Genomic DNA, 21,449 nt, shown 5'->3' with positions numbered 1-21,449 from the left:
AATTTCGAGGTTCCAGGTTCGATGCTTCGCATCGCCCCGTACGACATCTGTATATCAAGCATTCCTCGCCGCAACATCAGGAGCGCCTTTATTGCCCGTTCAGGCGCCTTGTGCTCCATTGCGGCCGTCCGGCGCCCGCCGGGGGCATCGTCCGACGCGTTCTGTCGCGCGAACCGGTGCCCACTTCGCTGGAAAACGCTTTTGCCGGAGCTTCCATGGATTCGATCGTGCAACCCGCCGCCACGGAGCAGCCGTCCTCATCACGCAACCGGCTGTTGCTGACGGTCTACACCGCCGCGATCTTCGTCAGCGCGCTCTTGCTGTTCTCGGTGCAGCCGCTGTTCACCAAGATGGTGCTGCCGCGGCTCGGCGGCTCGCCGGCGGTGTGGTCGGTCGCGATGGTGTTCTTCCAGTCGCTGCTGCTGGCGGGTTACGCCTATGCGCATCTGTTGATGCAGGTCAAAAGCCGCATCGTTCCGGTCGCAGTGCATCTGGTGCTGCTGATCGCGGCCTTGGCGACCCTGCCGCTCGGCATCGCCTCCGCCTATGGCGAGCCGCCCGCTTCGGGCTATGCGGTCTGGCTGCTCGGCCTGTTCGTGGTCTCGATCGGCCTGCCGTTCTTCGCGCTCGCCGCCAACAATCCACTGTTGCAAGCCTGGTTCGTCCGCACCGGCCATCCCGCCGGGCACGATCCCTATTTCCTCTATGCCTCCTCCAACATCGGCAGCTTCCTCGCGCTTTTGTCCTATCCGTTCCTGCTGGAGCCGATGTTCACGCTGCACACGCAGAACCGGTTGTGGACCGCCGGCTATGGCCTCCTGATCCTGCTGATCGCCGCCTGCGGCGTGCTGCTGTTGCGCTCGCCGCAGCTGACGGTGGTCGATGCGCGAGCGGAGGAGGTCAATGCGCCGGCGCCCGGTCTGGTGACGCGGCTGCGCTGGATCTTCCTGGCCGCGGTGCCGTCGGGTCTGCTCATCGCGGTGACCGCGCACATCTCCACCGATGTCGCGGCGGCACCGCTTCTGTGGGTGCTGCCGTTATCCCTGTATCTGCTCACCTGGGTCGTCGTGTTCCAGTCGCGTCCGCTGCTGCCGCACAAATGGATGCTGATGCTCCAGCCGGTCGCGATCGCGGGCGTGGTTGTCCTGCTGGCTTTCGGCGGGGAGCAGAACCTGCTGCTCACGCTCGGCGGTCATCAATTGTGCTTCTTCCTCATCGCCATGGCCTGCCACGGCGAACTGGCGCGGACGCGGCCGGCAGCCAAATATCTCACCGGCTTCTATGTCGCGCTGTCGTTCGGCGGCATGGTCGGCGGCCTGTTCGCAGGGCTCGTCGCGCCGTTCACCTTCTCGTGGATCGCCGAATACCCGATCCTGATTGCGCTCGCCGCGCTATGCCGGCCGTCGGCGAACGAGCGGCTGGCGGGCATCGTCAAATGGTACTGGCCGGCGCTCGCCGCGCTCGCGGTGGCGCTCGTCGCGCCCTCCACTACGACGGGCGACCTCTCGACCTGGTTCGAGGACCATCGCGTCTGGATCGCCGGTGCCGTCGGCGGGCTGGCAGCTCTTCTGGCGCTGACGCTCAATGCCGGCCGCTGGAAGATTTTTGCGACCGTCGCCCTCGCGTTGGCGTTGATCCGGGTCTATCCCGCAGACGAGGGACGCGTCACGACGGTGCGCAGCTTCTTCGGCGTGCACAAGATCGTGGTGACGCCCGGCGGCTATTTCCACGTGCTGATGCACGGCACCACGATCCACGGCGCGGAGCGCTTCCGCAACAATGACGGCACGCCGGTCGTCGGCCGGCCCGAGCCGATCACCTACTATCACAAGGACGGCGGCATCGGTCAGGCGGTCAGCGCGATCCGCGAGCGCAAGGGCGCGCCACTGAAGGTTGCTGCGATCGGTGTCGGCTCCGGCACGCTTGCCTGTGCTGCTGAACCCGGCGAGAGTTGGAAATTCTTCGAGATCGACCAATCCATGGTCGACGCAGCGCGCGACCCCAGGAATTTCCGCTACATCTCGAGCTGCCTGCCGGATATGAAGCCGGTGATCGGCGATGCGCGGCTCACCTTCGCAAAGGAGCCCAACGGCGCCTACGACCTCATCATTGTCGATGCCTATTCGTCCGATGCGATCCCGATTCACCTTGCGACCAAGGAGGCGATGAAGATCTACAAGGACAAGCTCGCCCCGCATGGCGCCGTGGTGATGCACGTCTCCAACCGGCATCTCGATCTCGAGACCGTCGTGGTCGGCATTGCCGATGCCAACGATCTCACGAGCTGGGTCTTCAACGAGGATTCCGGGCGCGATTCCGATTACATCTTCTCGACCGACGTCGTCATCTCCGCGCGGGAGGAGGCGGACATCGGCAGGCTCGCTTCCTCGAAGTCATGGGAGCAGACCGAAGCTGACGACAGGATGCGGGTCTGGACCGACGACTATTCCAATATTCTGGGTGCGCTGTATCGGCGCTTGCGGGACGGGGAGTAGGGCAGGCGAAGGTATGGCGCGCAGATCCACAAGAGGTCGTCATGCCCGGGCTTGTGCCGGGCATCCACGTTCTTCGGACGACGACGGAACGCGTGGATGGCCGGGACAGGCCCGGCCATGAAGACGGATAAACCTTACGGCGCCACCGGCGTCCCCGCCGGCAACGCAATTCCCTTCTCGCCGGCGATCTGCCGCAACAGGTCCGGCCTGTCGGAGATGATGCCATCGACGCCGAGCTCGATCATCCGCGCCATGTCGTCGGGCTTGTTGACCGTCCACACTACGACGCGCAACCCAAGTCCGCGGGCCTCCGAGATGAGCGCCCCGGTCACATCGCCGAAATAAGGCGACCAGACCGCGCCACCGGCGGCCTTGATCGTCCGCGGCAGCGAGCCGCCGTGATCCGCAGGACTGAAGCCCGCCGTCCAGTTGGTGGCTTTGTCGAGCGCCACCGTCTGGCCTGACCCGCGCTGGAGCGTGAGGTACACGGTTGGTATTTTCGGTGCTTGCTGCTGCACGAGCAGCAACGTTCTCCAGTCGAACGACTGGATCATGACACGCTCGGAAAACTGTTCGGCCTCGATCAGGCTGAGCAGCCTGGTGACGAAAGCCTGCGGGTCGAGCGTTTCGTCCGGATGGTTCGGATCGATCTTGGTTTCGATGTTGAAGCGCACGCGCATGTTGCCGGACTTGCGCACCAGCGCGAACAGCTCGCTCAAGGTGGGAATGCGTGTCCCCGGTAAGGCGCGCTGATCGGGGAATTGTTTTGCGTACCCACTATCCGGCCGGATCCGGCCGACGTCGTAGGTCCTGACCTCGTCGAGCCGCAGTTTCACGAACGGCATGCCGGGCGGAGTGATGTAGGCCCCGTCGGGGCCGCGCGTGAGATCCGGATTGAGCCCGCGCTCATGCGAGACGACGACTTCGCCGTCGGCAGTCACGCCGACGTCGAGCTCGAGCGTGTCCACGCCCATCGACAGCGCGTTGGCGAAGGCCGGCAGGGTATTTTCCGGCAGCAGCGCCCGCCCGCCGCGATGCGCTTCGAGGTCGAATCCCATCGCCGGTCCCGCTAGCAAAGCCCAGAGCACAGGCAGAATGGTCGTGGCACGTGGCGGCATGATGCCTCGAATGGCAATCTGTTGGTCGTGCTGATCGCCGAGCGCGGTTGGCGGAAATGGTTGCGAGCGTCAGTTCTGATAATAATAGCCCCGCGGCTGATAAACGTGCCGGGGCTGTGGCTGATAGGAGTAGCCCTGCTGGCTATAGCCCTGGTCGTAATAGGGGCGCGGCTGCTGCTGCTGATAGACCTGCGCGTCATAGAGCGGGCGGCTGGCCGAGCGCGGCGCCGGATAGCGTGCGCCGGTGTCGCTGCCGTCGGCCGGATAGATGTAATTGTCGTCCTGCGGCATGTAGCGGCGGGCGGGCTGCGCCGGCGGCGTCAAGTTCACGGGATCGCCTGCGGCACTGTATTGTTCTTCGGCGGGCTGTGGAGCGCGGGCGACGGCGGTGGGATTGCGGCCGCGCGGATTGCGCGCCAGCGCCACCTGCGCCGAGCCGGTCAACGTCACCGTGGTGTTGAGCACGCCCTGTTGCTGCACCAAGGCATAGAGCGTCGAGGCATTCTGACGCGACAGCCGCACGCAGCCATGCGAAGCCGGCGAGCCGAGCCGGCCGACCGAATCGGTGCCGTGGATGGCGTGCCCCACCTTGGTGAAGAAGATCGCGTGCGGCATCGGCGCGTCGTCGAATTCCTTGGAGTAGTGATCCTCTTCCATGCGGAAGGCGCGGAACGCGCCGTTCGGCGTCTCGCGCGAGGGGATGCCGGTCGACACCGGCCAGTGATAGCGCGCGACGCCGTCGACGGCGACGGTCATCTGTTGGTTGTCCTTGTCGACGGTGATCTCGACCTTGGCGTGCGCGGCGCCCGCGCTCAAAAGCATCAGGGATGTGAAAGCAATCAAAAATGTACGCATCTGACTTCCGGCCTCCGGCCTGTTCACGCTAGGCGCCGCGGCTCTCCGTCCCCGGCGTGCATTATGCCTGTCATTCGGCGTTGGTTCCAGTGGCCTGCCTGTCCATCGTTAACGTCATGCCTGATGTAAGCAAGGCCGTCTTGTGCCGCACGGCGCCCGGCAGCGCTGACATTTTCGCGAGCCGGACGTGGATTCACAACGCCGGCAAAGGGGCAATTGGTACCCCACCTCGTCATTCGGGGGCGCCACGCAGTGGCGAACCCGGAATCTATTCATCGACCAACTCTGCTGCACGATGGATTCCGGCTCGTGCTTCGCACGCCCGGAATGACGGCAGGCTCAATTCTTCAGCCGATACCCCGTGCGGAAAATCCACCAGATCACGATCAGGCAGGCCACCAGGAATGCCAGCGTCATGCCGACGCTGACGGACACGCTGACATCCGCGATCTCGTAGAAGCTCCAGCGGAAGCCCGAGATCAGATAGACGACTGGGTTGAGCAGCGCCACCGTGCGCCAGCCGGCCGGCAGCATGTCGATGGAATAGAAGCTGCCGCCGAGGAAGGTCAGCGGCGTCACCACCAGCATCGGGATCATCTGCAGCTTCTCGAAGCCGTCGGCCCAGATGCCGATGATGAAGCCGAACAGGCTGAACGTCACCGCCGTCAGCACCAGGAAGGCCAGCATCCAGACCGGATGGTGAATATGCAATGGAACGAACAGCCCGGCGGTGGCGAGGATGATCAGGCCGAGGATGATCGACTTGGTCGCGGCGGCGCCGACATAGCCGAGCACGATCTCGAAATAGGAGATCGGCGCCGACAGGATTTCGTAGATCGTTCCGGTAAATTTCGGGAAGTAAATGCCAAATGAGGCATTCGCGATGCTCTGCGTCAGCACCGAGAGCATGATCAGGCCCGGCACGATGAAGGTACCGTAGCTGACGCCCTCGACCTGACTGATGCGCGAGCCGATCGCGGCGCCGAACACCACGAAATAGAGCGAGGTCGAGACCACCGGCGAGACGATGCTTTGCAGCAGCGTGCGCCAGGTGCGCGCCATTTCGAACAGGTAGATGGCGCGGATGGCGCGGTGATTCATGACGTCCTCACGAGATCGACGAAGATGTCCTCGAGCGACGATTGCGTCGTGTCGAGATCGTTGAAACGGATGCCGGCGGTGCGGAGGTCGCTGAGCAGGCTGGTGATGCCGGTGCGATCACCCTTGGTGTCGTAGTCGTAGACCAGCGTGGCGCCGGAATCGCACAGGTCGAGCTTATAATGGCTGAGGCTCTGCGGCAGCGCGTCGAGCTTGCCCTGCAAATGCAGCGTCAGCCGCTTCTTGCCGAGCTTCTGCATCAAGGTCGTCTTGTCCTCGACCAGCACGATCTCGCCCTTGTTGATGACGCCGATGCGGTCGGCCATCTCCTCGGCTTCCTCGATGTAGTGCGTGGTGAGGATGATGGTGACGCCGGACTGCTGAAGGCCGCGCACGACCTCCCACATGCCCTTGCGCAGCTCGACGTCGACGCCGGCGGTGGGCTCGTCCAGGAACAGGATCTGCGGCTCGTGCGACAGTGCTTTTGCGATCATCACGCGGCGCTTCATGCCGCCGGAGAGCGTGATGATCTTGTTGTCCTTCTTGTCCCATAGCGAGAGGTCCTTGAGGACCTTCTCGATGTGATCAGGATTCTTCGGCTTGCCGAACAGGCCGCGGGAGAAGCTCACGGTCGCCCACACGCTCTCGAAGGCATCGGTGTGCAGCTCCTGTGGCACCAGGCCGATTAGAGAGCGCGCCTTGCGGTAGGAGGTCTGGATGTCCTCGCCGGCGACGAGGACGCGGCCCTCGCTCGGGTTGGCGATGCCGCAGATGATGGAGATCAGCGTGGTCTTGCCGGCGCCGTTGGGGCCGAGCAGCGCAAAGATCTCGCCACGCTTGATGTCGAGACTGACGTTCTTGAGCGCCTTGAAGGCGGACCCATAGGTTTTCGACAGATTGGCGACGGAAATGATAGAGGACATGATGGCCGCAAGGCTGAGGGGCAAAGGCTGGGGAGGGAGGCTGGAACCCGTCCCGGGAGGGCGGGTCAGCGGAGCCATGAGATAGGAACGCCGTTGCCGGGTCGCAATTGCTCAGAGAAAAATGGTCTCAAAACAGGCCCTTCAGTGGCAGGTTTCAGCCAAGTGTTGCGCGATGGTCACGGAGCGCGGCTAAGATTGTCGCTGACGCGGCTCTTTGTTGCGTCTGCGAGCGGGCCGTGGCTACGATTCCGACCAATCGCGAAGCGTATTGTCCCCAGGGAAAACATCGATGAGACCGAACGGCCGTCACACCGCCGGCGCCAGCCAGTTGCCCGCCCTCCGCATGTGGGCGATGGGCCTGCTTCTGCTGTCAGCTGTTGCCATAAGCCCGACCGGCGCCAAGGCCGCGCCGAGCCAGGCAGCGGCAGCGACCACGCATGTCTACCTGCTTCGTGGCGTGCTCAACATCTTCTCGCTCGGGCTCGACACGATTGGCGCCCGGCTCCAGGCGCAGGGCATCCCGGTGACCGTCGCCAACTTCGTCTCGTGGTCCTCGCTCGCCGATGAAGCGGCGACCGCCTACAAGGCCGGCCGCCTCAAGACCATCATCCTGGTCGGCCATTCCTCGGGCGCGACCGCGCTGCCGGACATGATCGCCAAGCTGAACCAGCTCGGCGTTCCCGTGAAGCTCGCGATAGGCCTCGACTCCGTGTTCAAGACCAAGCTCTCGACCGGCGCCGAGCGCTACATCAACATCTATATCGGCGATGGTCCCGGCGAGCCGGTGCGGGCCGCGGCTGGCCTGCGGGGCAAGCTTGACAATGTCGATGTTCGCGGCACCGGTGTTGGCCACATCTCGATCGACAAGAACGAGGCGATCCAGCGCCGCGTCATCGCGGAAATCAACGCCGCGATCATGCGCTCGCGCGCCCCGGCTGTGCCGGTCGCGGAGCCCGGTGTGCCGCGGTCAGCGCGCTCGGCGGCCGCAGCGGCTCCGGCCAGGAACTAGGCCGCCATCACCCGCACCGGCATGCTCGCAAGGCCGCGCAGCGAATTGTTGAGCCTGCGCCTCGGCTCTGCCGTGAGCTCGATGGTCTTCACGCGCCTTGCGAGCTCGCTGAAGATCAATTCGCCTTCCAGGCGCGCGATCATCTGGCCGACGCAGGCGTGGATGCCGGCGCCGAAGCCGACATGGCCCGTCGCAACCCGCTCGACGTCGAAGCGGTCGGCTCTGTCCCAGCGTGCGGGATCGCGGTTGGCGGAAGCCATGAACAGCAGCACCTTGCGATGCGCCGGGATCACGCCGCCGCCAATCTCGACATCGCGCGAGGTGGTGCGGAAGAACGTCTGCACCGGTGAATCGTAGCGCAGTCCTTCCTCGAAAGCATTGCGCGCCAACTCCGGTTTGTGATGCAGCTTGCGATATTCATCCGGATGGGTGGCTAGCGCAAGCAGGGTGTTGCCGATTCCGTTGACGGTGGTGTCGATCCCCGCGGTAAGGAACGGCCGCACCAAATGCGTTGCCTCGTGCTCGCTGATCTCGCCCTCGTCGGCCGCTTGGTAGATCATCATGCCGAGCCCGTCGGGCCGTAGCGCATCTCGCGCGCAGCATTCCATGATCCAGCTTTGGGCGGCGAGACCTTCCTTCCGCGATGCGGCCAGCATCTCGTTGTCAGGGCCAAAGCTGTCGAACACGAACGTGCTCCAGGCCAGCAGCTTGTCACGGCCATCCGGCCTGATGCCGATCGCATCCGGAAACACCTTCATGGGATAGGCTTCGGCGAGATCGGTTACGGCATCGAATGTGCCTTTGTCGATAAGCTCCGACACCTTCTTCTCTGCTTCACGCTGAAACGTCTCGCGCAGCTTTCTTGCGAGACCCGGAGACAGCGTACGGCCGAGAACCCGCCGGCCTTTGTCGTGGTCGGGAGGATCGATCTGGAGCGTCAGCGGCTTCGGGAGTGCCGGGTTCATGCCGTGGAGCCCGACGCCCTCGCCACTGATGAACGTCTTCCAGTCCTTCAGGGCTGGTTCGACCTCGGCATAGCCTGCCATGGCCCACACGCCGTAACGCTCCAGTGCGAACGCAGGCCCGAGCGCGCGCAACGCCTCATAGGCGGGATAGGGGTCGATCAGGAAATCGGGCGCAAACGGGTCGACCGGACTCGATGCAATGCCGCTCATGGTCAGCTCCCAACCGCTATTGCTTCGCCAGCGGGCACTGACCGTCGCTCTCGGAGCGGAACGCGTCCTCGCCTTGATCGTGGCGACGACCTTCAGCAGATCCCAAGTGGAGGTCGACTTGGAGACATCGCTGGATCTGCGGGCGCTGCAGCGGACACCCGGCTTCATGCTGCGCCTGGCGCAGCTGAAGTTCTTCGAAGGCTTCTACGAGGAGTTCGCCGCGTTGGGCCTGACGCCCGCGACCTATGCGATCTTCGTCGTCATTCGCGACAATCCCGGCGTTCCCCCCAGCAGCCTTGCCAGCCTGCTCCGCCTGCGTCTGCCGAACTTGATCAAGATCCTGAACGAGCTCGAGTCATCCGGCTTCATCAAGCGCAACCGCTCGAAGTCGGATCGCCGCGCCGTCGAGTTCATGCTGACGCCAAAGGGCGCAAAGCTCATTCAGGAGGGGGCAAGGCTGACGCAGCCCTACAATGAAAGGATGCTGGCGCCGCTCAGCGACGCGGAGCAGCGCACGCTGCTCGACCTATTGAACCGGATGCTGCCGCTTTAGCTCTCGCGACGCCGGCCTGAGGCCGATCGTCGCAAAGCCTGTCATCTCCCGCGGATACGCGGCAGCTCGATGGATTTGCGAGGGGCCGCAGCCGGTTCCGTGCCCCAAAATCCACCCAATCGGTGGTCACTAAGCCCGGCAGGGAAGGCCGTTGCCTTCCGTGGTGGGACTGGTGGACTGATGATTCGTTTGAGGCGACTAGTCGCGCTGGCCGCGGTTGCGCTGCTCGCCATGAGCAGCGGCGTGGCCGCGACCTCACCGGCCAAGTCCAAGGCCACCGCGGCCGTCCCCGCCGCGCCGCCGCCGCCCCCGTTCGAGCCATTGCCGCCGCCGAGGGTCTACCTGTTCCGTGGTGCCATGGGCCCGATCTTCTCGACCGGCATGGACCGGCTCGGCGAGAAACTGACCCAGGCCGGCTTCTCGGCCGATGTCTATGAATTCACCCTGTGCCGGCTGATCGGCAACCGTGTCATCGCCAGCTACAAGGAGAAGGCGGCACCGATCGTGCTGGTCGGCCATTCCATGGGCGGGCTGTGCTCGATCGTCATCTCCGAAATGGCGGCGAAGGAGAACGTCCCGATCAGCCTCGTCATCGCCATCGATCCCGCGCATGCGACCGGCGACGTCCCGCTCAATGTCGAGCGCTTCATCAACATCTTCCTGTCCGACAGCGTGCTGGGGGGCGGCGATGTCGTGGCGGTGCCCGGTTTTCGCGGTCATTACGCGAGCTATGATCTGAAGGAAAACGCGCGCGTCTCGCACATCAACATCGAGAAGTCCGACGACATCCATCGCCAGATCGTCGAGATGGTGACGCAGTTGCCGCGCATCCCACCGCAGGCCCAGGCTGATGCCGTGCCGCTGCGCTATCTCGTGCCCGGCGATGCACTGGTCGAGTTGTGGGATAGCGGAGTTCGGCTGCCGGTTCGTCGCGGCGACACCATGGAGAGCATCGCCGCTGCCAACCGCGTGCCGCTGTGGTCGCTCGCGCAGAGCAATTCATTGCCGGAGAACGCGCAGCTCGTCCCGGGCCAGACCATCATCGTTCCGCGCCACCTCACCCCTCCGGCGCCGGCCGCCGCGATGGCGACGCCGCCGGCGGCTCCCGCGGGGCGGAGGTAGAGCGCATCATCGCTGCGAAAGCAGCATTCATTGAGCGTCCGGCTGTTCCGCAAATTCGTCACGCCCGGGCTCGTCCCGGGCATCCACGTTCTTGGTGCCGCACGAAAAGGTCGTGGATGGCCGGGGACAAGCTCGGCCATCACGGAGAGTGGCGATCAGACGTTCGACCCGTGGATCGCGTCGATCACGGCATCCGTCACTTCCTTCGTCGTCGCCTTGCCGCCGACATCGGGTGTCAGCACGCCGGCTGCGCAGACGCGCTCGACGGCGGCCATCAGTCGGCTCGCCGCATCCTTCTCGCCGAGATGCTCGAGCATCTGCGCGCCGGTCCAGAACGTTGCGACCGGATTGGCGATGCCCTTGCCGGTGATGTCGAAGGCCGAGCCGTGGATCGGCTCGAACATCGAGGGGAAGCGGCGCTGCGGATCGATGTTGCCGGTCGGCGCCACGCCGAGGCTGCCCGCCAGTGCGCCGGCGAGATCCGAGAGGATGTCGGCATGGAGATTGGTCGCCACAATCGTGTCGAGGCTCTTCGGATGCAGCGTCATGCGCACCGTCATGGCATCGACCAGCATCTTGTCCCAGCTGACGTCGGGAAAATCAGCGGCGACCTCGGCCGCGATCTCGTCCCACATCACCATGCCATGGCGCTGCGCGTTCGACTTGGTCACGACCGTGAGCAGCTTGCGCGGACGCGATCGCGCGAGCTCAAACGCATAGCGCATGATCCGGGTAACGCCGACGCGGGTGAAGACCGCGACTTCGGTGCCGACCTCTTCCGGCAGGTCCTTGTGGGCGCGGCCGCCCATGCCGGCATATTCGCCTTCCGAATTCTCGCGCACGATCACCCAGTCGAGATCGCCGACGCCGACATTGCGCAGCGGCGAGGCGACGCCCGGCAGGATTTTTGTCGGCCGCACGTTGGCGTATTGGTCAAAGCCCTGGCAGATCGGCAGGCGCAGCCCCCACAGCGTGATGTGGTCAGGCACGTCAGGCGCACCGACCGCGCCGAAATAGATCGCATCGAATTTTTTCAGCTCGGTGAGCCCATCGGCCGGCATCATCACGCCGTGCTTCTTGTAATAGTCCGAGCCCCAGTCGAACGTTTTGACGTTGAAGGCGAGGTCGCCGCTGCGTTTTGCCAGAGCCTCCAGCACGCGGATTCCGGCCGAGATGACCTCGGGACCGATCCCGTCGGCGGGAATGGCTGCGATCGAATGGGTGCGCATGAGAATACTCCGTATCAGTGGGATTGCGGCGGCGGATCACAGTCCACGCCATGCCGGGGATCGGTAAGGCGAACTCAATTCGCACTGGCTTATACAGAAAACGATACGCTATGACATCAATCCAGCCAGAAAGTGGGATGCGATGACCGAACATAAGGCTTCGAGCGATTTGCGGATTGCCATCGCGGGATTGGGCTCGATCGGCACCAAGATCGCATCTGCGTTGGATCAAGGCATCGAGGGACTGACATTGTCGGCGGTGGCGGTGCGCGATCCCGTCAAGCATCGGGCGTTTCTCAGCGGCCTGCGGCGGGCACCATCCGTGCTATCGATTGATCAGCTCGGCGATGCCGCCGACATCGTGGTGGAATGTGCACCGAGCCGGCATCTGCGCGAGATCGTCGAGCCCGCGGTCAGGCGCGGCAAGGCCGCGCTCGTGGTCAGCGTCGGCGGGCTGCTCGACAATTTCGATCTCGTCGATGTCGCCCGCGCCAATGGCGGCCGCATCATCGTGCCGACCGGCGCGCTGATCGGGCTCGACGCCGTCAACGCGGCCGCAATCGGCACCATTCATTCGGTGAAGATGGTGACGCGCAAGCCGATCGACGGCTTGAAGGGCGCGCCGTTCATCCTCGAGAACAGCATCGATATCGACAAGCTGCGCGAGCCGCTCAAGCTATTCGAAGGCACCGCGCGCGAGGCCGCAAAGGGTTTCCCGGCCAATCTCAACGTCGCGGTCGCGCTGTCGCTTGCCGGCGTCGGGCCGGATCGCACCCAAGTGCAGATCTGGGCCGACCCGACCGTGACGCGCAACGTTCACCGCATCGAGGTTGAGGCAGATTCCGCACGCTTCTCGATGGGAATCGAGAACATCCCGTCCGAAAATCCCAAGACGGGGTTGATCACGGCGCTGTCGGTGATCGCGCTGCTGCGCAAGCAGCGCGCTACGCTCTGCGTTGGGACGTGATCCTCTAAGCGCCCGTCACGCGCCAGATCACGTTGCCGACGTCGTCGGCCATCAATAGCGACTTGTCGGGGCCGATCGCGACGCCGACCGGGCGGCCGTAGGATTCCTTCTCATCGGGCGCGAGGAAGCCCGAGAGGATGTCGCGCGCGGGGCCGGAGGGACGACCGTTCTCGAACGGGATGAACACCACCTTGTAGCCGGACAGCTTGCTGCGATTCCACGAGCCGTGCTGACCGATCACCATGCCGTCCGGGAAGCCGGGCAGGGTGCCCGCGGGCATCCAGCACAGGCCGAGCGAAGCGGTGTGGCCGCCGAGCGCATAGTCCGGTTGAAGCGCCTTGGCGACCATCGCCGGATCCTGCGGCACGCGGTCGTCCACCGTCTTGCCCCAGTAGCAATAGGGCCAGCCATAGAAACCGCCGTCGCGCACCGAGGTCAGATAGTCCGGCGGTGTCTCGTCGCCGAGCCCATCGCGCTCGTTGACGACAGTCCAGAGCACGCCCGTCGTGGGCTCCCAAGCCAGGCCAACCGGATTGCGCAGGCCGGCAGCAAAAATGCGATGCGCGCCGGCGGCGAGGTCGAGCTCATAGATCGCGGCGCGGCCTTGTTCGACCTCCATCCCCATCTCGGCGATGTTGCTGAGCGAGCCGACGCCGGCATAGAGCTTCTTGCCGTCGGGGGCTCGCAAGCAGGCTACGGGTCCAGTGGCCGCCCGGCTTGAAATTGGTGAGCCTTTTGCCCGGCGCAGTGATGCGATCGGCGCCCGCGACATAGGGAAACGCCATCACGCCGTCGGTGTTGCCGACATAGAAGGTGTCGCCGACCAGCGCCATGCCGAACGGCTGGCGGAGGTTTTCCATGAAGGCGCCGCGAACCTCCGCAACGCCGTCACCGTCCCTGTCGCGCAGCAGCGTGATGCGGTTGGCGGAAACGCCGAGCGCGGCGGCGCGCCGCATCGTCGCTTGCATCGCGTAGTGAAACACGGTGCGCGGAGGGCTGGCGATCTGCGTCGCTTCCGCGATCAGCACATCGCCATTGGGCAGCACCTCGATCCAGCGCGGATGATCGAGGCTGGTCGCAAACGCATTGACCTGGAGCCCGGGCGCGACGGACGGCTTCTGGCCCGCGCTCCAGCCGCGCGCGGTCGGCATCTTGAGCGTCGGGATCGTGCCTTGCGGCTTGGCCTCGGGGATCGCTGGCTTCTCTCCCCAGGCGGGTGCGGGCTCGGTGCCCGATAGCTTCCGCCATTGCAGCGCGATGCCGCCGAGGAGCGCAACGAACTGCGCAAAGATGCCTGAAAACGTCATGAGAAGCCCCTGTTTGCGCGCGCATCCAACTGGCTGGCGGCTCGGACGTCAACCTGTGCGGTGCGTCGTCAGGGTCTATTCCATTGGAATGGCAGCCGATCGAATTTGCATGGGACGAGCGCCGACGGGCTGTGCGGGGAGATCAGCGGCCGATCTGCCGCTCGAGCCGCCGTACCGCGCGAAAATCATCGAGATGATGGATGTTCGGCGCAAGCGCGGCCTCCTTGGACAGGAGGTGATAGACCCGCGCCACCGTGCGCTGCTTTCGCTTCGGCCGCCCGGGCGGCAACGCCCGCGCCTTACGGACGGCGGCAATCGCGTGCTCGCGAAAATAATCGTAGGCATCAGACATGGCGATGCTCTGCGGCTAGTTGCAGGCGTCGTGGGTAACGGGCGCAGGGAGCGGTGGTTCCTCATAACAGGCAGGGTTGATGCGGTCCCACGCACTGCTTCCCCAGCGTCGTCCTGGCGAAAGCCAAGCTTTCGCCAGGATGACAACGGCGGATATGGCGGCTGGTTACGTCACCGCGGCGACAGGAACGGAATAATCATCGGCACGCGGCGGCAATAGGCGCCATAGGCGTCTTCGCCCAGTTCCTTCGACAGGAACACCTCTTCCATCCGGCCCTTCTGCCACATGCCGAGCGAGATCAGGATGGCGCCGAGGATTGCGGTGACGGTGCCGACCGCGATGCCGGTCGCCAGCATGCCCGCGATCAGGCCGGTGTAGATCGGGTGGCGCACGATGCCGTAGGGGCCGGTGTCGACGACGCGATGATCTTCCTTATGGGTGATGGTGTTGGACCAGAACTTGCCGAGATGCAGCCGCCCCCACCAGGTGAAGGAGATGCCGGCGAGCACGATCAGGGCCGTGATGTAGACGCCGGTGTTGCTGAACACCCAGAGCGGCTTCTCGTTCAGCACTTCGGCCGTCCAGGGCGTGAACAGGATGCCGCCGACCAGGATCGGGATCCGATAGCGGCCGGATTCCAGCGTCATCACCTGCTTCTGGGTGCGGCCCTGCCAGAACGAGGCGCCGACCCAGCTTACGAGCCAGGCGAGCCAGATCAGGGCGAGCAGTTGCGTCGGCCAGGTCGTGGTCCAACCACCCCAGGCGACAGAGAGAAGCTTGCTGAAATCGAAGGACATGAAGGTTCTTTGCGTTGGGCCGAGAGCTCAGCTCGCGCGCGAGGAGAGCGCGTGATGCTCGAGCGAGCCGGAGGCCGACTGACCGTTGCGGGCGAGAAGATGGGTGATGGTTTCGCGCAGCACAGGCTCGATCGGACGCGGCGAATAGCCGAGTTCGGTGCGCGCCTTGCCGATCGAGAGGTCGCTCGCGGCCAGCGCAATGCGCACGCCCTCGGCAGTGCCGTTGGGCGGCCGGCGCGTGATGCGATCGGCGATGTATTCGAGCATGATCGCGGAGAGCTCGGCGATCCTGCCGGGCACGATGATTGGAAACTGCCGTCGGCCGCTCATCGCCGACATCATCCGCAGGATGTTGCCGAGCGGGACGCAGTCGCCGCCCAGAATGTAGCGCTGGCCAACCCGGCCGCGTTCCATGCTCAGCACGAGGCCCATGGCGACGTCGCGGACGTCGACGAGGTTGACCAGGAAGTTGAGATGCGGCTGCACCTTCTTCTGGAGGAAGTACCACAGCATCGCCGTCGGCGGCGTCAGATTGTGGTCGGCGGCACCGATCGGCATGGTCGGCGTGCCGATCACGAGCGGAAAGCCACTTGCTGCGGCCTTTGCGGCGCAATGCTCGGCGAGCGACTTCGAGCGCGTATAGGCGCCGGGCATCGCTTCGGCAGGCTGCAGAGCCTCTTCGGCGGGAACACCGTTGAGGTCGGAATAGGGGAACAGGATCGATTCGGTCGAGCAGTGCAGGAAGCGCGACACGCTGCGCTTCATCGCGGCCGCGAGCACGATTTCTGTGCCGCGGCAATTGACCTCATGAAAGTCCTGCTTGTTGGCGACCCACATGCCGGGAAGGCCGGCGAGGTGATAGACCTGATCGACGCCGGTCAGCGCGGCATCGACCGCATCGCGGTCGAGCACCGAGCCATGGGCATATTCAACGTCCGCGTGCGCCGCGGCCGTCGGCCGGACATCGAGGACACGCACCTGCTGCCCGCGGGCGCGGAGCGCTTCTACGAGATGATGTCCGATGAAGCCGCTGCCACCGGTAACCAGTACGAGAGCCATGAAGACGGTTTGCTGTTTCGCTTCTGGAAGTTATCGGGTCGAAAGGGAATTGGCCGGAAGAGGCGCCAGAATCGCGGCAAGGTCGCGACGGAAGCCCAATGCAATGAATAATTTCGCCATGACAAACATCGGTCCAAGCAGGAAATGCGTGGGGTGATCGACCATCGACGGCTGCCGTTCCTCGAAAACCTTGTGACCGACAATCTGCGCTGCGACGCCAATGCCGATCAGCACGGCAAAAATCGACCACATCATGGCGACCGAGACCTGATTGCCGATTGCGGTTGCGACTGAAAGCAGCACGATCATCGAGACCAGGATGGCGAACCCGATCCCGGCGTCCAGCATCAGCCAGTAGACCAGCACGGGCAGCGCCATGATCACCGCCAAGCTGACCTCGATCCCGAAGACGGAGACATGCACGAGGGTCAGCGGCAGCACGGCGCCGGTGAACAGCAGCAGGATGCCGACCACGTGCATCGCGCAGTTCCAGGGATCGCGATGATATTCGACGTAGTCGGCCAGTTGGCGTTGAAAATAGCCAGCCATCTCGCTCTCGTTCAGCACAGGGTCGGGGAAGGACGAAAAAAGCCTATAGCACCTGACCGGGCGGTGCACAAACCGGCCCTATTGTCGCGCGAAACCGTGCTGTTGCGCTGTGAGACAGGTCACAAAATGGTCAAAACTTCAAAGGGTTCCGTCGGACGCTGGGATGCACGCGCTCAGCGCTTCTTGGCGGGCTTTTTCGCCGCAGGCGCAGGTGCCGCAGCAGGGTGCGCAGGCTCTTCCGGCAACTTGGCATAGGTCAGGATCTGCAACTGGCCGTTGACGGCGGACGTCGGCTTGGCCCGGTCGAGAAACTGCTCTTCGCCGAGGCCGATCGGATGCAGCCGTTTGGTCGAGATCTTGAACGTGTTCACCAGCACGTCGCGGATCGCATCTGCCCGGCGCTGGCTCAGGATCGCGTTGGCCTCGCGCGTCTTCGAATTGGACTCGACATGGCCGACGATCAGGAACGTGTAGGGGAGCAGCGAGGAATGCACCAATGCGTCCGCGATGCGGCCCACCGTCTGGTAAGACGCCGGCTGGATGATCGGCGTGTCGGCGTCGAACTGAATCTGTGCGTTGAAGGCGGGCAGCTTGGCAAGATCGGGCGCGATCAACGGCCGGTTCACCGGACCGGGATCATTCTTGATCCTGGCCTTGGCGCGCTCCATCACCTGCTGCTTCAGCGCGGGAAGATCGACCTCGGCGGCTTCCTCGAAATGGTTGAGCTTGCCGACGATGTCGTCGCGGGTCGGTGCCGCCGTCTGCGCGCCGGCCGCGCTCGCGAGCAGGACGAAACTCAGCGCGATGCCTAGTCCGGCGGTGGAGAGCCCCTTCGCGCGCATCAGCGATACCCCGCGTCGTCGATGGCCTTCAGACAATTGTTGCTGATGCCCTTGGGGGTCGAGACCAGGCAGGGGATCGACTTGCTGGTCTCCCTGGTCGAGCCGCCGCAGACCTTGACGATCTCGCGCTGGCAGGCGTTCGCCACCGTGACGCGCGCCGAAACGCGTTTCTGGATGGCGTCGAAGACGCCGAGATAGTCGCTCTGGCACTGCGGCGACAGCACGTCGCGGTTGCGCGACAGGCACTCCTTCAGGCGGGTCGAGTCCGGATTGACGCCGCGGCAATTGGCGACGATTTCCGCGCCGCAACTCGCCGCCAGCTTGCCGATCGCATCGCCAAAGCTCATGGTCTCCGCCGCTGCGAGCGGCGGCATTCCCAATGCAAGCACGATCAATGTGATGGAGCCCCGGACCATGGGCTTCATCTGATACGGGGAAGTTCGTGATGGTCAAGGGGCGAGCGGAAGAAACGCGGCGGCGTAACACCGCTGCAACAGGGACGGGCGCTCACGCCCGCTGCACAAAGCTGTCCACGACCTTCTTCTCGCCGGCCTTGTCGAAGGCGATCGTGAGCTTGTTGCCGTCGATCTTGGTGACGCGGCCGTAGCCGAATTTCTGGTGGAAGACGCGGTCTTCCAGCGAGAATTCGGACGTCGTGCCGGTGGATTTGGCGACCAGCTCGCCCTCGATGGTCAGGGGCCCGCGGCGGCGCGAGGAGAAGCTGCCGAAATCGGGCGAGGAGGAAGACGAGAACGAGGCGGTCTCTTCCTCGAAACCGCCGCGGCCACCGCCATTGCGACCTTGACCGCCGCGGTTGCGGTTGGCCTGCGCCCGCTGCCAGCCCGGCGTCGAATAGCTGGAGCCGAACGCCTCCATGTCGTCGAAGCGCGAGGCGCCATAGCCGCCGGTGCCGCCCCAGGCCGAGCCGCCCTTGGATTCTGTAATCTCGACATTGGCCGCCGGCAGTTCGTCGAGGAAGCGCGACGGGATCGTGGTCGACCAGGTGCCATGGATGCGCCGGTTGGTTGCAAAATAGATCATGGCACGGCGGCGGGCGCGGGTCAGGCCGACATGGCCGAGCCGGCGTTCTTCCTCGAGGCCGGCGCGGCCCTGTTCGTCCAGCGTGCGCTGGCTCGGGAACAGGCCTTCCTCCCAGCCCGGCAGGAAGACGTTGTCAAATTCGAGCCCTTTGGCCGAATGCAGCGTCATCAGCGACACGGCGTCGTCCTCGGCGCCGCCGTCGCGGTCCATCACCAGCGAGATATGCTCGAGGAATCCTTGCAGGTTCTCGAACTCCTCCATCGAGCGCACCAGCTCTTTCAGGTTCTCCAGCCGGCCCGCGGCATCGGCCGAACGGTCCTTCTGCCACATCTCGGTGTAGCCGCTCTCGTCGAGCACGATCTGGGCAAGATCCGTATGCGCGGTGACCTCGCGCTGGGTGCGCCAGCGGTCGAACTGCGTGATGAGATCACGAAGCGAGCCGCGCGCCTTCGGCTTCAGCTCGTCGGTCTCGACCACCGCGCGGGCCGCTTCGAACAGCGGGATGCGGCGCTTGCGGGCGTGATCGTGCAGCATCTGCACGGTGGCATCGCCAAGGCCGCGCTTGGGCGTATTGACGATGCGCTCGAAGGCGAGATCGTCGGCCGGCGAATTGATGACGCGCAAGTAAGCCAGCGCGTCGCGGATTTCGGCGCGCTCGTAGAAGCGCGGCCCGCCGATGACGCGATAGGGCAGGCCGAGCGTGACGAAGCGGTCTTCGAACTCGCGCATCTGGTATGAGGCGCGCACCAGGATTGCGATCTCGTTCAGCTTCTCGCCCTGGCGCTGGAGCTGCTCGATCTCCTCGCCGATGCCGCGCGCTTCCTCTTCGGAATCCCACGAGCCCGTCACCGTGACTTTTTCGCCGTCCTGATCCTCGGTGCGCAGCGTCTTGCCGAGTCGGCCTTCGTTATGCGCGATCAAATGCGAGGCGGCGGCGAGGATGTGGCCGGTCGAGCGGTAGTTGCGCTCGAGGCGGATCACCTTGGCGCCCGGAAAATCGTGCTCGAAGCGCAGGATGTTGTCGACCTCGGCGCCGCGCCAGCCATAGATCGACTGGTCGTCGTCGCCGACGCAGCAGATGTTTTTGGTGGGGCCTGCAGCCGCCACCGTCATTCCGGGATGCGCCGAAGGCGCAGACCCGGAATCTCGAGCTGAGGACTCATCTCCAGATTCCGGGTTCGCGTCTTCGACGCGCCCCGGAATGACGGCTTTGGTTGATGCCGGCGCCTGCGACAGCAGCCGCAGCCACAGATATTGCGCGACGTTGGTGTCTTGGTACTCGTCGACCAGGATGAATTTGAAGCGCTGCTGGTACTGCCGCAGGATGTCCGGATGCTCGCGGAAGATGCGGATGTTTTCCAAGAGCAGGTCGCCGAAATCGGCGGCGTTCAATATCTTCAGCCGCTCCTGGTAGCTCGCATAGAGCTTGCCGCCTTTGCCGTTGGCAAAGACAGCGGCCTCGCCCGAGGGCACCTGCGACGGCATCAGGCCACGGTTCTTCCAACCGTCGATCAGCCCGGCGAGCATGCGCGCCGGCCAGCGCTTGTCGTCGATGTTCTCGGCTTGCAGGAGCTGCTTGAGCAGCCGGACCTGGTCGTCGACGTCGAGCACGGTGAAGTTCGACTTGAGCTGCGCCAGCTCGGCATGGACGCGCAGGATGCGGCCGCCGATCGAGTGGAAGGTGCCGAGCCACGGCATGCCCTCGACCGCGTGGCCCAGCATTTGGCCGAGCCGGTGCTTCATCTCGCGCGCGGCCTTGTTGGTGAAGGTCACCGACAGGATCTCGGCGGGGCGGGCGCGGCCCTGGCTCAGGATGTGGGCGATGCGCGTGGTCAGGACGCGCGTCTTGCCGGTGCCGGCACCGGCCAGCACCAGAACCGGGCCGTCCAGGGTTTCGACCGCCTCGCGCTGCTCCGGATTGAGCCCGGACAGATATTTCGGACCCACGGAGGCCCGCGCACGCGCGGCAATGCCGCCGGCTGCGGGCTGGTGGTCGGGAACGTTGGTGATCTTGCTCGGCTCGGTCATGCGAATCATTGGCCCCACGATCGCACCGCGGGGTGGTGGAAGGGAGCCTTCTTAACAGGGATTAGTCCCTATATGGGGCGATGGACAGGGTTTTCCACGTGCGCGGCGGGCCGATTTGTTCCTGCGAAGGCAGCGAATTTCGCTCCTGCGTCGGCCGGAACCATCATTCTCGCGTCGAGATTGTCTGGGCAGGCGGCGCGGTCAGCGCCGGACGCAAGACGGACATCAAGACGAGGGTTTGACCATGCTTGGCTGGGTTGTGACGTTTCTGGTTATCGCACTGATCGCGGGTATCCTGGGCTTCGGCGGCATCGCCGGCGCCTCGATCGAGATCGCCAAGATCATCTTCTTCATCGCGGTCGTCCTGTTCCTGGTCTCGGCCGTGGTCGGCTTGGCGCGCGGCCGCAACAGGATATAGCGGCTACCGCTTCGAGGGCATCGCCACGCTGCGGCCGATGCCCACGGGGCGGGGCAGGGTGCTGTGCGCCTTTGTGACCGCGGCGATGCGCGCCTGGATATCGGGCGGAAATGGCGCAACGCGCCGCGCCTTCATGTCCATGTGCAGCGACATGTTCTCGGAAGTTGCCGACAGCCAGCCTTCGCTAGCATGACGCATCTCCTCAAAAGTGTGCAGCCGCTTGTCGTCGGCCTCCAGCAGCCAGACGAAGATCTGCACGGGATCGCCGAGGTGGATCTCGCGCAGATACCGTACATGGCATTCGGCGGTGAAAGTCGAGCCACCTCGCTCCTTCATGTAGGCTGGCCCGATCCCGAGCTCGAGCCAGAGCTGGTCGATCGCGCGGTCGAACATCACATTGTAATAGGCCATGTTGAGATGGCCGTTGTAGTCGATCCATTGCGGCTCGATCTGCATGATCGAGGCGCGGAACGGCTCGGCTTGTGGCGCTGAGGCGGCAGTCTCCGGCATAT

General features: G+C 64.5%; 20 protein-coding genes and 1 pseudogene. 6 read left to right on the top strand and 15 right to left on the bottom strand.

What is annotated here, in order from left to right; all coding sequences use genetic code 11:
- The first annotated feature begins 215 nt into the window (after nt 1-215).
- Nucleotides 216-2,495: a fused MFS/spermidine synthase gene (locus IVA96_RS27115; RefSeq protein WP_247278483.1), complete on the top strand. Its 2,280-nt coding sequence runs from the start codon at nt 216-218 to the stop codon at nt 2,493-2,495.
- A 134-nt stretch (nt 2,496-2,629) separates the two neighbouring features.
- On the opposite strand, the gene IVA96_RS27110 is transcribed toward IVA96_RS27115, so the two are convergent.
- From IVA96_RS27110 to IVA96_RS27095, 4 genes are all read right to left on the bottom strand, one after another.
- Entirely contained in the window at nt 2,630-3,613 is a 984-nt protein-coding gene (locus tag IVA96_RS27110; protein WP_247278484.1) for a glycerophosphodiester phosphodiesterase, read from the bottom strand.
- A gap of 69 nt (nt 3,614-3,682) precedes the next feature.
- A complete protein-coding gene (locus IVA96_RS27105; RefSeq protein WP_247278485.1) occupies nt 3,683-4,468 on the bottom strand; it encodes a L,D-transpeptidase in 786 nt (261 codons plus the stop codon).
- A 339-nt stretch (nt 4,469-4,807) separates the two neighbouring features.
- Complete coding sequence (locus IVA96_RS27100; RefSeq protein WP_247278486.1) at nt 4,808-5,569, bottom strand: ABC transporter permease; 762 nt, start codon at nt 5,567-5,569, stop codon at nt 4,808-4,810.
- On the bottom strand, nt 5,566-6,489 hold the full coding sequence (locus IVA96_RS27095; protein WP_247420295.1) for an ABC transporter ATP-binding protein: 924 nt from the start codon (nt 6,487-6,489) through the stop codon (nt 5,566-5,568). Before IVA96_RS27095 ends, IVA96_RS27100 begins: the two co-directional genes overlap by 4 nt.
- A gap of 289 nt (nt 6,490-6,778) precedes the next feature.
- On the opposite strand from IVA96_RS27095, the gene IVA96_RS27090 reads away from it, so the two are divergent.
- Nucleotides 6,779-7,498, top strand: coding sequence for a hypothetical protein (locus IVA96_RS27090; protein WP_247278488.1), 720 nt, complete (start codon nt 6,779-6,781; stop codon nt 7,496-7,498).
- On the opposite strand, the gene IVA96_RS27085 is transcribed toward IVA96_RS27090, so the two are convergent.
- Complete coding sequence (locus IVA96_RS27085; RefSeq protein WP_247420294.1) at nt 7,495-8,673, bottom strand: cytochrome P450; 1,179 nt, start codon at nt 8,671-8,673, stop codon at nt 7,495-7,497. The genes IVA96_RS27090 and IVA96_RS27085 overlap by 4 nt on opposite strands.
- 118 nt (nt 8,674-8,791) lie before the next feature.
- On the opposite strand from IVA96_RS27085, the gene IVA96_RS27080 reads away from it, so the two are divergent.
- Together IVA96_RS27080 and IVA96_RS27075 are read left to right on the top strand one after the other, a co-directional pair.
- Nucleotides 8,792-9,226, top strand: a complete 435-nt coding sequence (locus tag IVA96_RS27080) for a MarR family transcriptional regulator (RefSeq protein ID WP_247420293.1) — start codon at nt 8,792-8,794, stop codon at nt 9,224-9,226.
- Between the two features lie 180 nt (nt 9,227-9,406).
- Nucleotides 9,407-10,348, top strand: a complete 942-nt coding sequence (locus IVA96_RS27075) for a LysM peptidoglycan-binding domain-containing protein (protein ID WP_247278490.1) — start codon at nt 9,407-9,409, stop codon at nt 10,346-10,348.
- A 155-nt stretch (nt 10,349-10,503) separates the two neighbouring features.
- On the opposite strand, the gene IVA96_RS27070 is transcribed toward IVA96_RS27075, so the two are convergent.
- Nucleotides 10,504-11,577: a tartrate dehydrogenase gene (locus IVA96_RS27070; RefSeq protein ID WP_247420292.1), complete on the bottom strand. Its 1,074-nt coding sequence runs from the start codon at nt 11,575-11,577 to the stop codon at nt 10,504-10,506.
- Between the two features lie 142 nt (nt 11,578-11,719).
- Between IVA96_RS27070 and IVA96_RS27065 the strand changes: the two genes are divergently transcribed.
- A complete protein-coding gene (locus tag IVA96_RS27065) occupies nt 11,720-12,544 on the top strand; it encodes an aspartate dehydrogenase (RefSeq protein WP_247420289.1) in 825 nt (274 codons plus the stop codon).
- Between the two features lie 4 nt (nt 12,545-12,548).
- Here IVA96_RS27065 and IVA96_RS27060 read toward each other — a convergent pair.
- The 8 genes and pseudogenes from IVA96_RS27060 to IVA96_RS27025 form a co-directional block, all read right to left on the bottom strand.
- Nucleotides 12,549-13,851 (bottom strand): annotated as a pseudogene (locus IVA96_RS27060) (sorbosone dehydrogenase family protein).
- Between the two features lie 142 nt (nt 13,852-13,993).
- The gene (locus tag IVA96_RS27055; protein ID WP_247278493.1) at nt 13,994-14,203 is read right to left on the bottom strand and encodes a hypothetical protein; all 210 of its coding nucleotides are present in this window, start codon (nt 14,201-14,203) and stop codon (nt 13,994-13,996) included.
- A gap of 170 nt (nt 14,204-14,373) precedes the next feature.
- Complete coding sequence (locus tag IVA96_RS27050) at nt 14,374-15,000, bottom strand: isoprenylcysteine carboxylmethyltransferase family protein (protein WP_247278494.1); 627 nt, start codon at nt 14,998-15,000, stop codon at nt 14,374-14,376.
- A 27-nt stretch (nt 15,001-15,027) separates the two neighbouring features.
- Nucleotides 15,028-16,059 carry an NAD-dependent epimerase/dehydratase family protein gene (locus tag IVA96_RS27045; RefSeq protein ID WP_247278495.1) on the bottom strand — a complete coding sequence of 344 codons (1,032 nt, stop codon included), beginning with the start codon at nt 16,057-16,059 and terminating at the stop codon, nt 15,028-15,030.
- A 30-nt stretch (nt 16,060-16,089) separates the two neighbouring features.
- Complete coding sequence (locus tag IVA96_RS27040; protein ID WP_247278496.1) at nt 16,090-16,608, bottom strand: Mpo1-like protein; 519 nt, start codon at nt 16,606-16,608, stop codon at nt 16,090-16,092.
- A 173-nt stretch (nt 16,609-16,781) separates the two neighbouring features.
- Nucleotides 16,782-17,450 (bottom strand): OmpA family protein, encoded by a 669-nt coding sequence (locus tag IVA96_RS27035; protein ID WP_247278497.1) that lies wholly within the window; start codon nt 17,448-17,450, stop codon nt 16,782-16,784.
- Nucleotides 17,450-17,866, bottom strand: a complete 417-nt coding sequence (locus IVA96_RS27030) for a hypothetical protein (RefSeq protein WP_247278498.1) — start codon at nt 17,864-17,866, stop codon at nt 17,450-17,452. Before IVA96_RS27030 ends, IVA96_RS27035 begins: the two co-directional genes overlap by 1 nt.
- Nucleotides 17,867-17,957: 91 nt before the next feature.
- The gene (locus IVA96_RS27025; RefSeq protein WP_247278499.1) at nt 17,958-20,528 is read right to left on the bottom strand and encodes a UvrD-helicase domain-containing protein; all 2,571 of its coding nucleotides are present in this window, start codon (nt 20,526-20,528) and stop codon (nt 17,958-17,960) included.
- A 235-nt stretch (nt 20,529-20,763) separates the two neighbouring features.
- Between IVA96_RS27025 and IVA96_RS27020 the strand changes: the two genes are divergently transcribed.
- Complete coding sequence (locus tag IVA96_RS27020) at nt 20,764-20,937, top strand: DUF1328 domain-containing protein (RefSeq protein WP_008556598.1); 174 nt, start codon at nt 20,764-20,766, stop codon at nt 20,935-20,937.
- Nucleotides 20,938-20,940: 3 nt separating this feature from the next.
- Here IVA96_RS27020 and IVA96_RS27015 read toward each other — a convergent pair whose 3' ends face one another.
- Nucleotides 20,941-21,447: a thioesterase family protein gene (locus IVA96_RS27015; protein WP_247278500.1), complete on the bottom strand. Its 507-nt coding sequence runs from the start codon at nt 21,445-21,447 to the stop codon at nt 20,941-20,943.
- Nucleotides 21,448-21,449: the final 2 nt, after the last annotated feature.

The sequence above is a fragment of the Bradyrhizobium sp. 159 genome (genome assembly GCF_023073795.1).
GTDB lineage: Bacteria > Pseudomonadota > Alphaproteobacteria > Rhizobiales > Xanthobacteraceae > Bradyrhizobium.
The sequence above is the reverse complement of the archived record's forward strand: the minus strand, read 5'-3'. Positions and strand labels throughout refer to the sequence as shown.

Bases quoted from the DNA above. Each gene is read 5' to 3' on its own strand.
- IVA96_RS27115 (WP_247278483.1), top strand. From the start codon at position 216: ATGGATTCGATCGTGCAACCCGCCGCCACGGAGCAGCCGTCCTCATCA.
- IVA96_RS27110 (WP_247278484.1), bottom strand. From the start codon at position 3,613: ATGCCGCCACGTGCCACGACCATTCTGCCTGTGCTCTGGGCTTTGCTA.
- IVA96_RS27105 (WP_247278485.1), bottom strand. From the start codon at position 4,468: ATGCGTACATTTTTGATTGCTTTCACATCCCTGATGCTTTTGAGCGCG.
- IVA96_RS27100 (WP_247278486.1), bottom strand. From the start codon at position 5,569: ATGAATCACCGCGCCATCCGCGCCATCTACCTGTTCGAAATGGCGCGC.
- IVA96_RS27095 (WP_247420295.1), bottom strand. From the start codon at position 6,489: ATGTCCTCTATCATTTCCGTCGCCAATCTGTCGAAAACCTATGGGTCC.
- IVA96_RS27090 (WP_247278488.1), top strand. From the start codon at position 6,779: ATGAGACCGAACGGCCGTCACACCGCCGGCGCCAGCCAGTTGCCCGCC.
- IVA96_RS27085 (WP_247420294.1), bottom strand. From the start codon at position 8,673: ATGAGCGGCATTGCATCGAGTCCGGTCGACCCGTTTGCGCCCGATTTC.
- IVA96_RS27075 (WP_247278490.1), top strand. From the start codon at position 9,407: ATGATTCGTTTGAGGCGACTAGTCGCGCTGGCCGCGGTTGCGCTGCTC.
- IVA96_RS27070 (WP_247420292.1), bottom strand. From the start codon at position 11,577: ATGCGCACCCATTCGATCGCAGCCATTCCCGCCGACGGGATCGGTCCC.
- IVA96_RS27065 (WP_247420289.1), top strand. From the start codon at position 11,720: ATGACCGAACATAAGGCTTCGAGCGATTTGCGGATTGCCATCGCGGGA.
- IVA96_RS27055 (WP_247278493.1), bottom strand. From the start codon at position 14,203: ATGTCTGATGCCTACGATTATTTTCGCGAGCACGCGATTGCCGCCGTC.
- IVA96_RS27050 (WP_247278494.1), bottom strand. From the start codon at position 15,000: ATGTCCTTCGATTTCAGCAAGCTTCTCTCTGTCGCCTGGGGTGGTTGG.
- IVA96_RS27045 (WP_247278495.1), bottom strand. From the start codon at position 16,059: ATGGCTCTCGTACTGGTTACCGGTGGCAGCGGCTTCATCGGACATCAT.
- IVA96_RS27040 (WP_247278496.1), bottom strand. From the start codon at position 16,608: ATGGCTGGCTATTTTCAACGCCAACTGGCCGACTACGTCGAATATCAT.
- IVA96_RS27035 (WP_247278497.1), bottom strand. From the start codon at position 17,450: ATGCGCGCGAAGGGGCTCTCCACCGCCGGACTAGGCATCGCGCTGAGT.
- IVA96_RS27030 (WP_247278498.1), bottom strand. From the start codon at position 17,866: ATGGTCCGGGGCTCCATCACATTGATCGTGCTTGCATTGGGAATGCCG.
- IVA96_RS27025 (WP_247278499.1), bottom strand. From the start codon at position 20,528: ATGATTCGCATGACCGAGCCGAGCAAGATCACCAACGTTCCCGACCAC.
- IVA96_RS27020 (WP_008556598.1), top strand. From the start codon at position 20,764: ATGCTTGGCTGGGTTGTGACGTTTCTGGTTATCGCACTGATCGCGGGT.
- IVA96_RS27015 (WP_247278500.1), bottom strand. From the start codon at position 21,447: ATGCCGGAGACTGCCGCCTCAGCGCCACAAGCCGAGCCGTTCCGCGCC.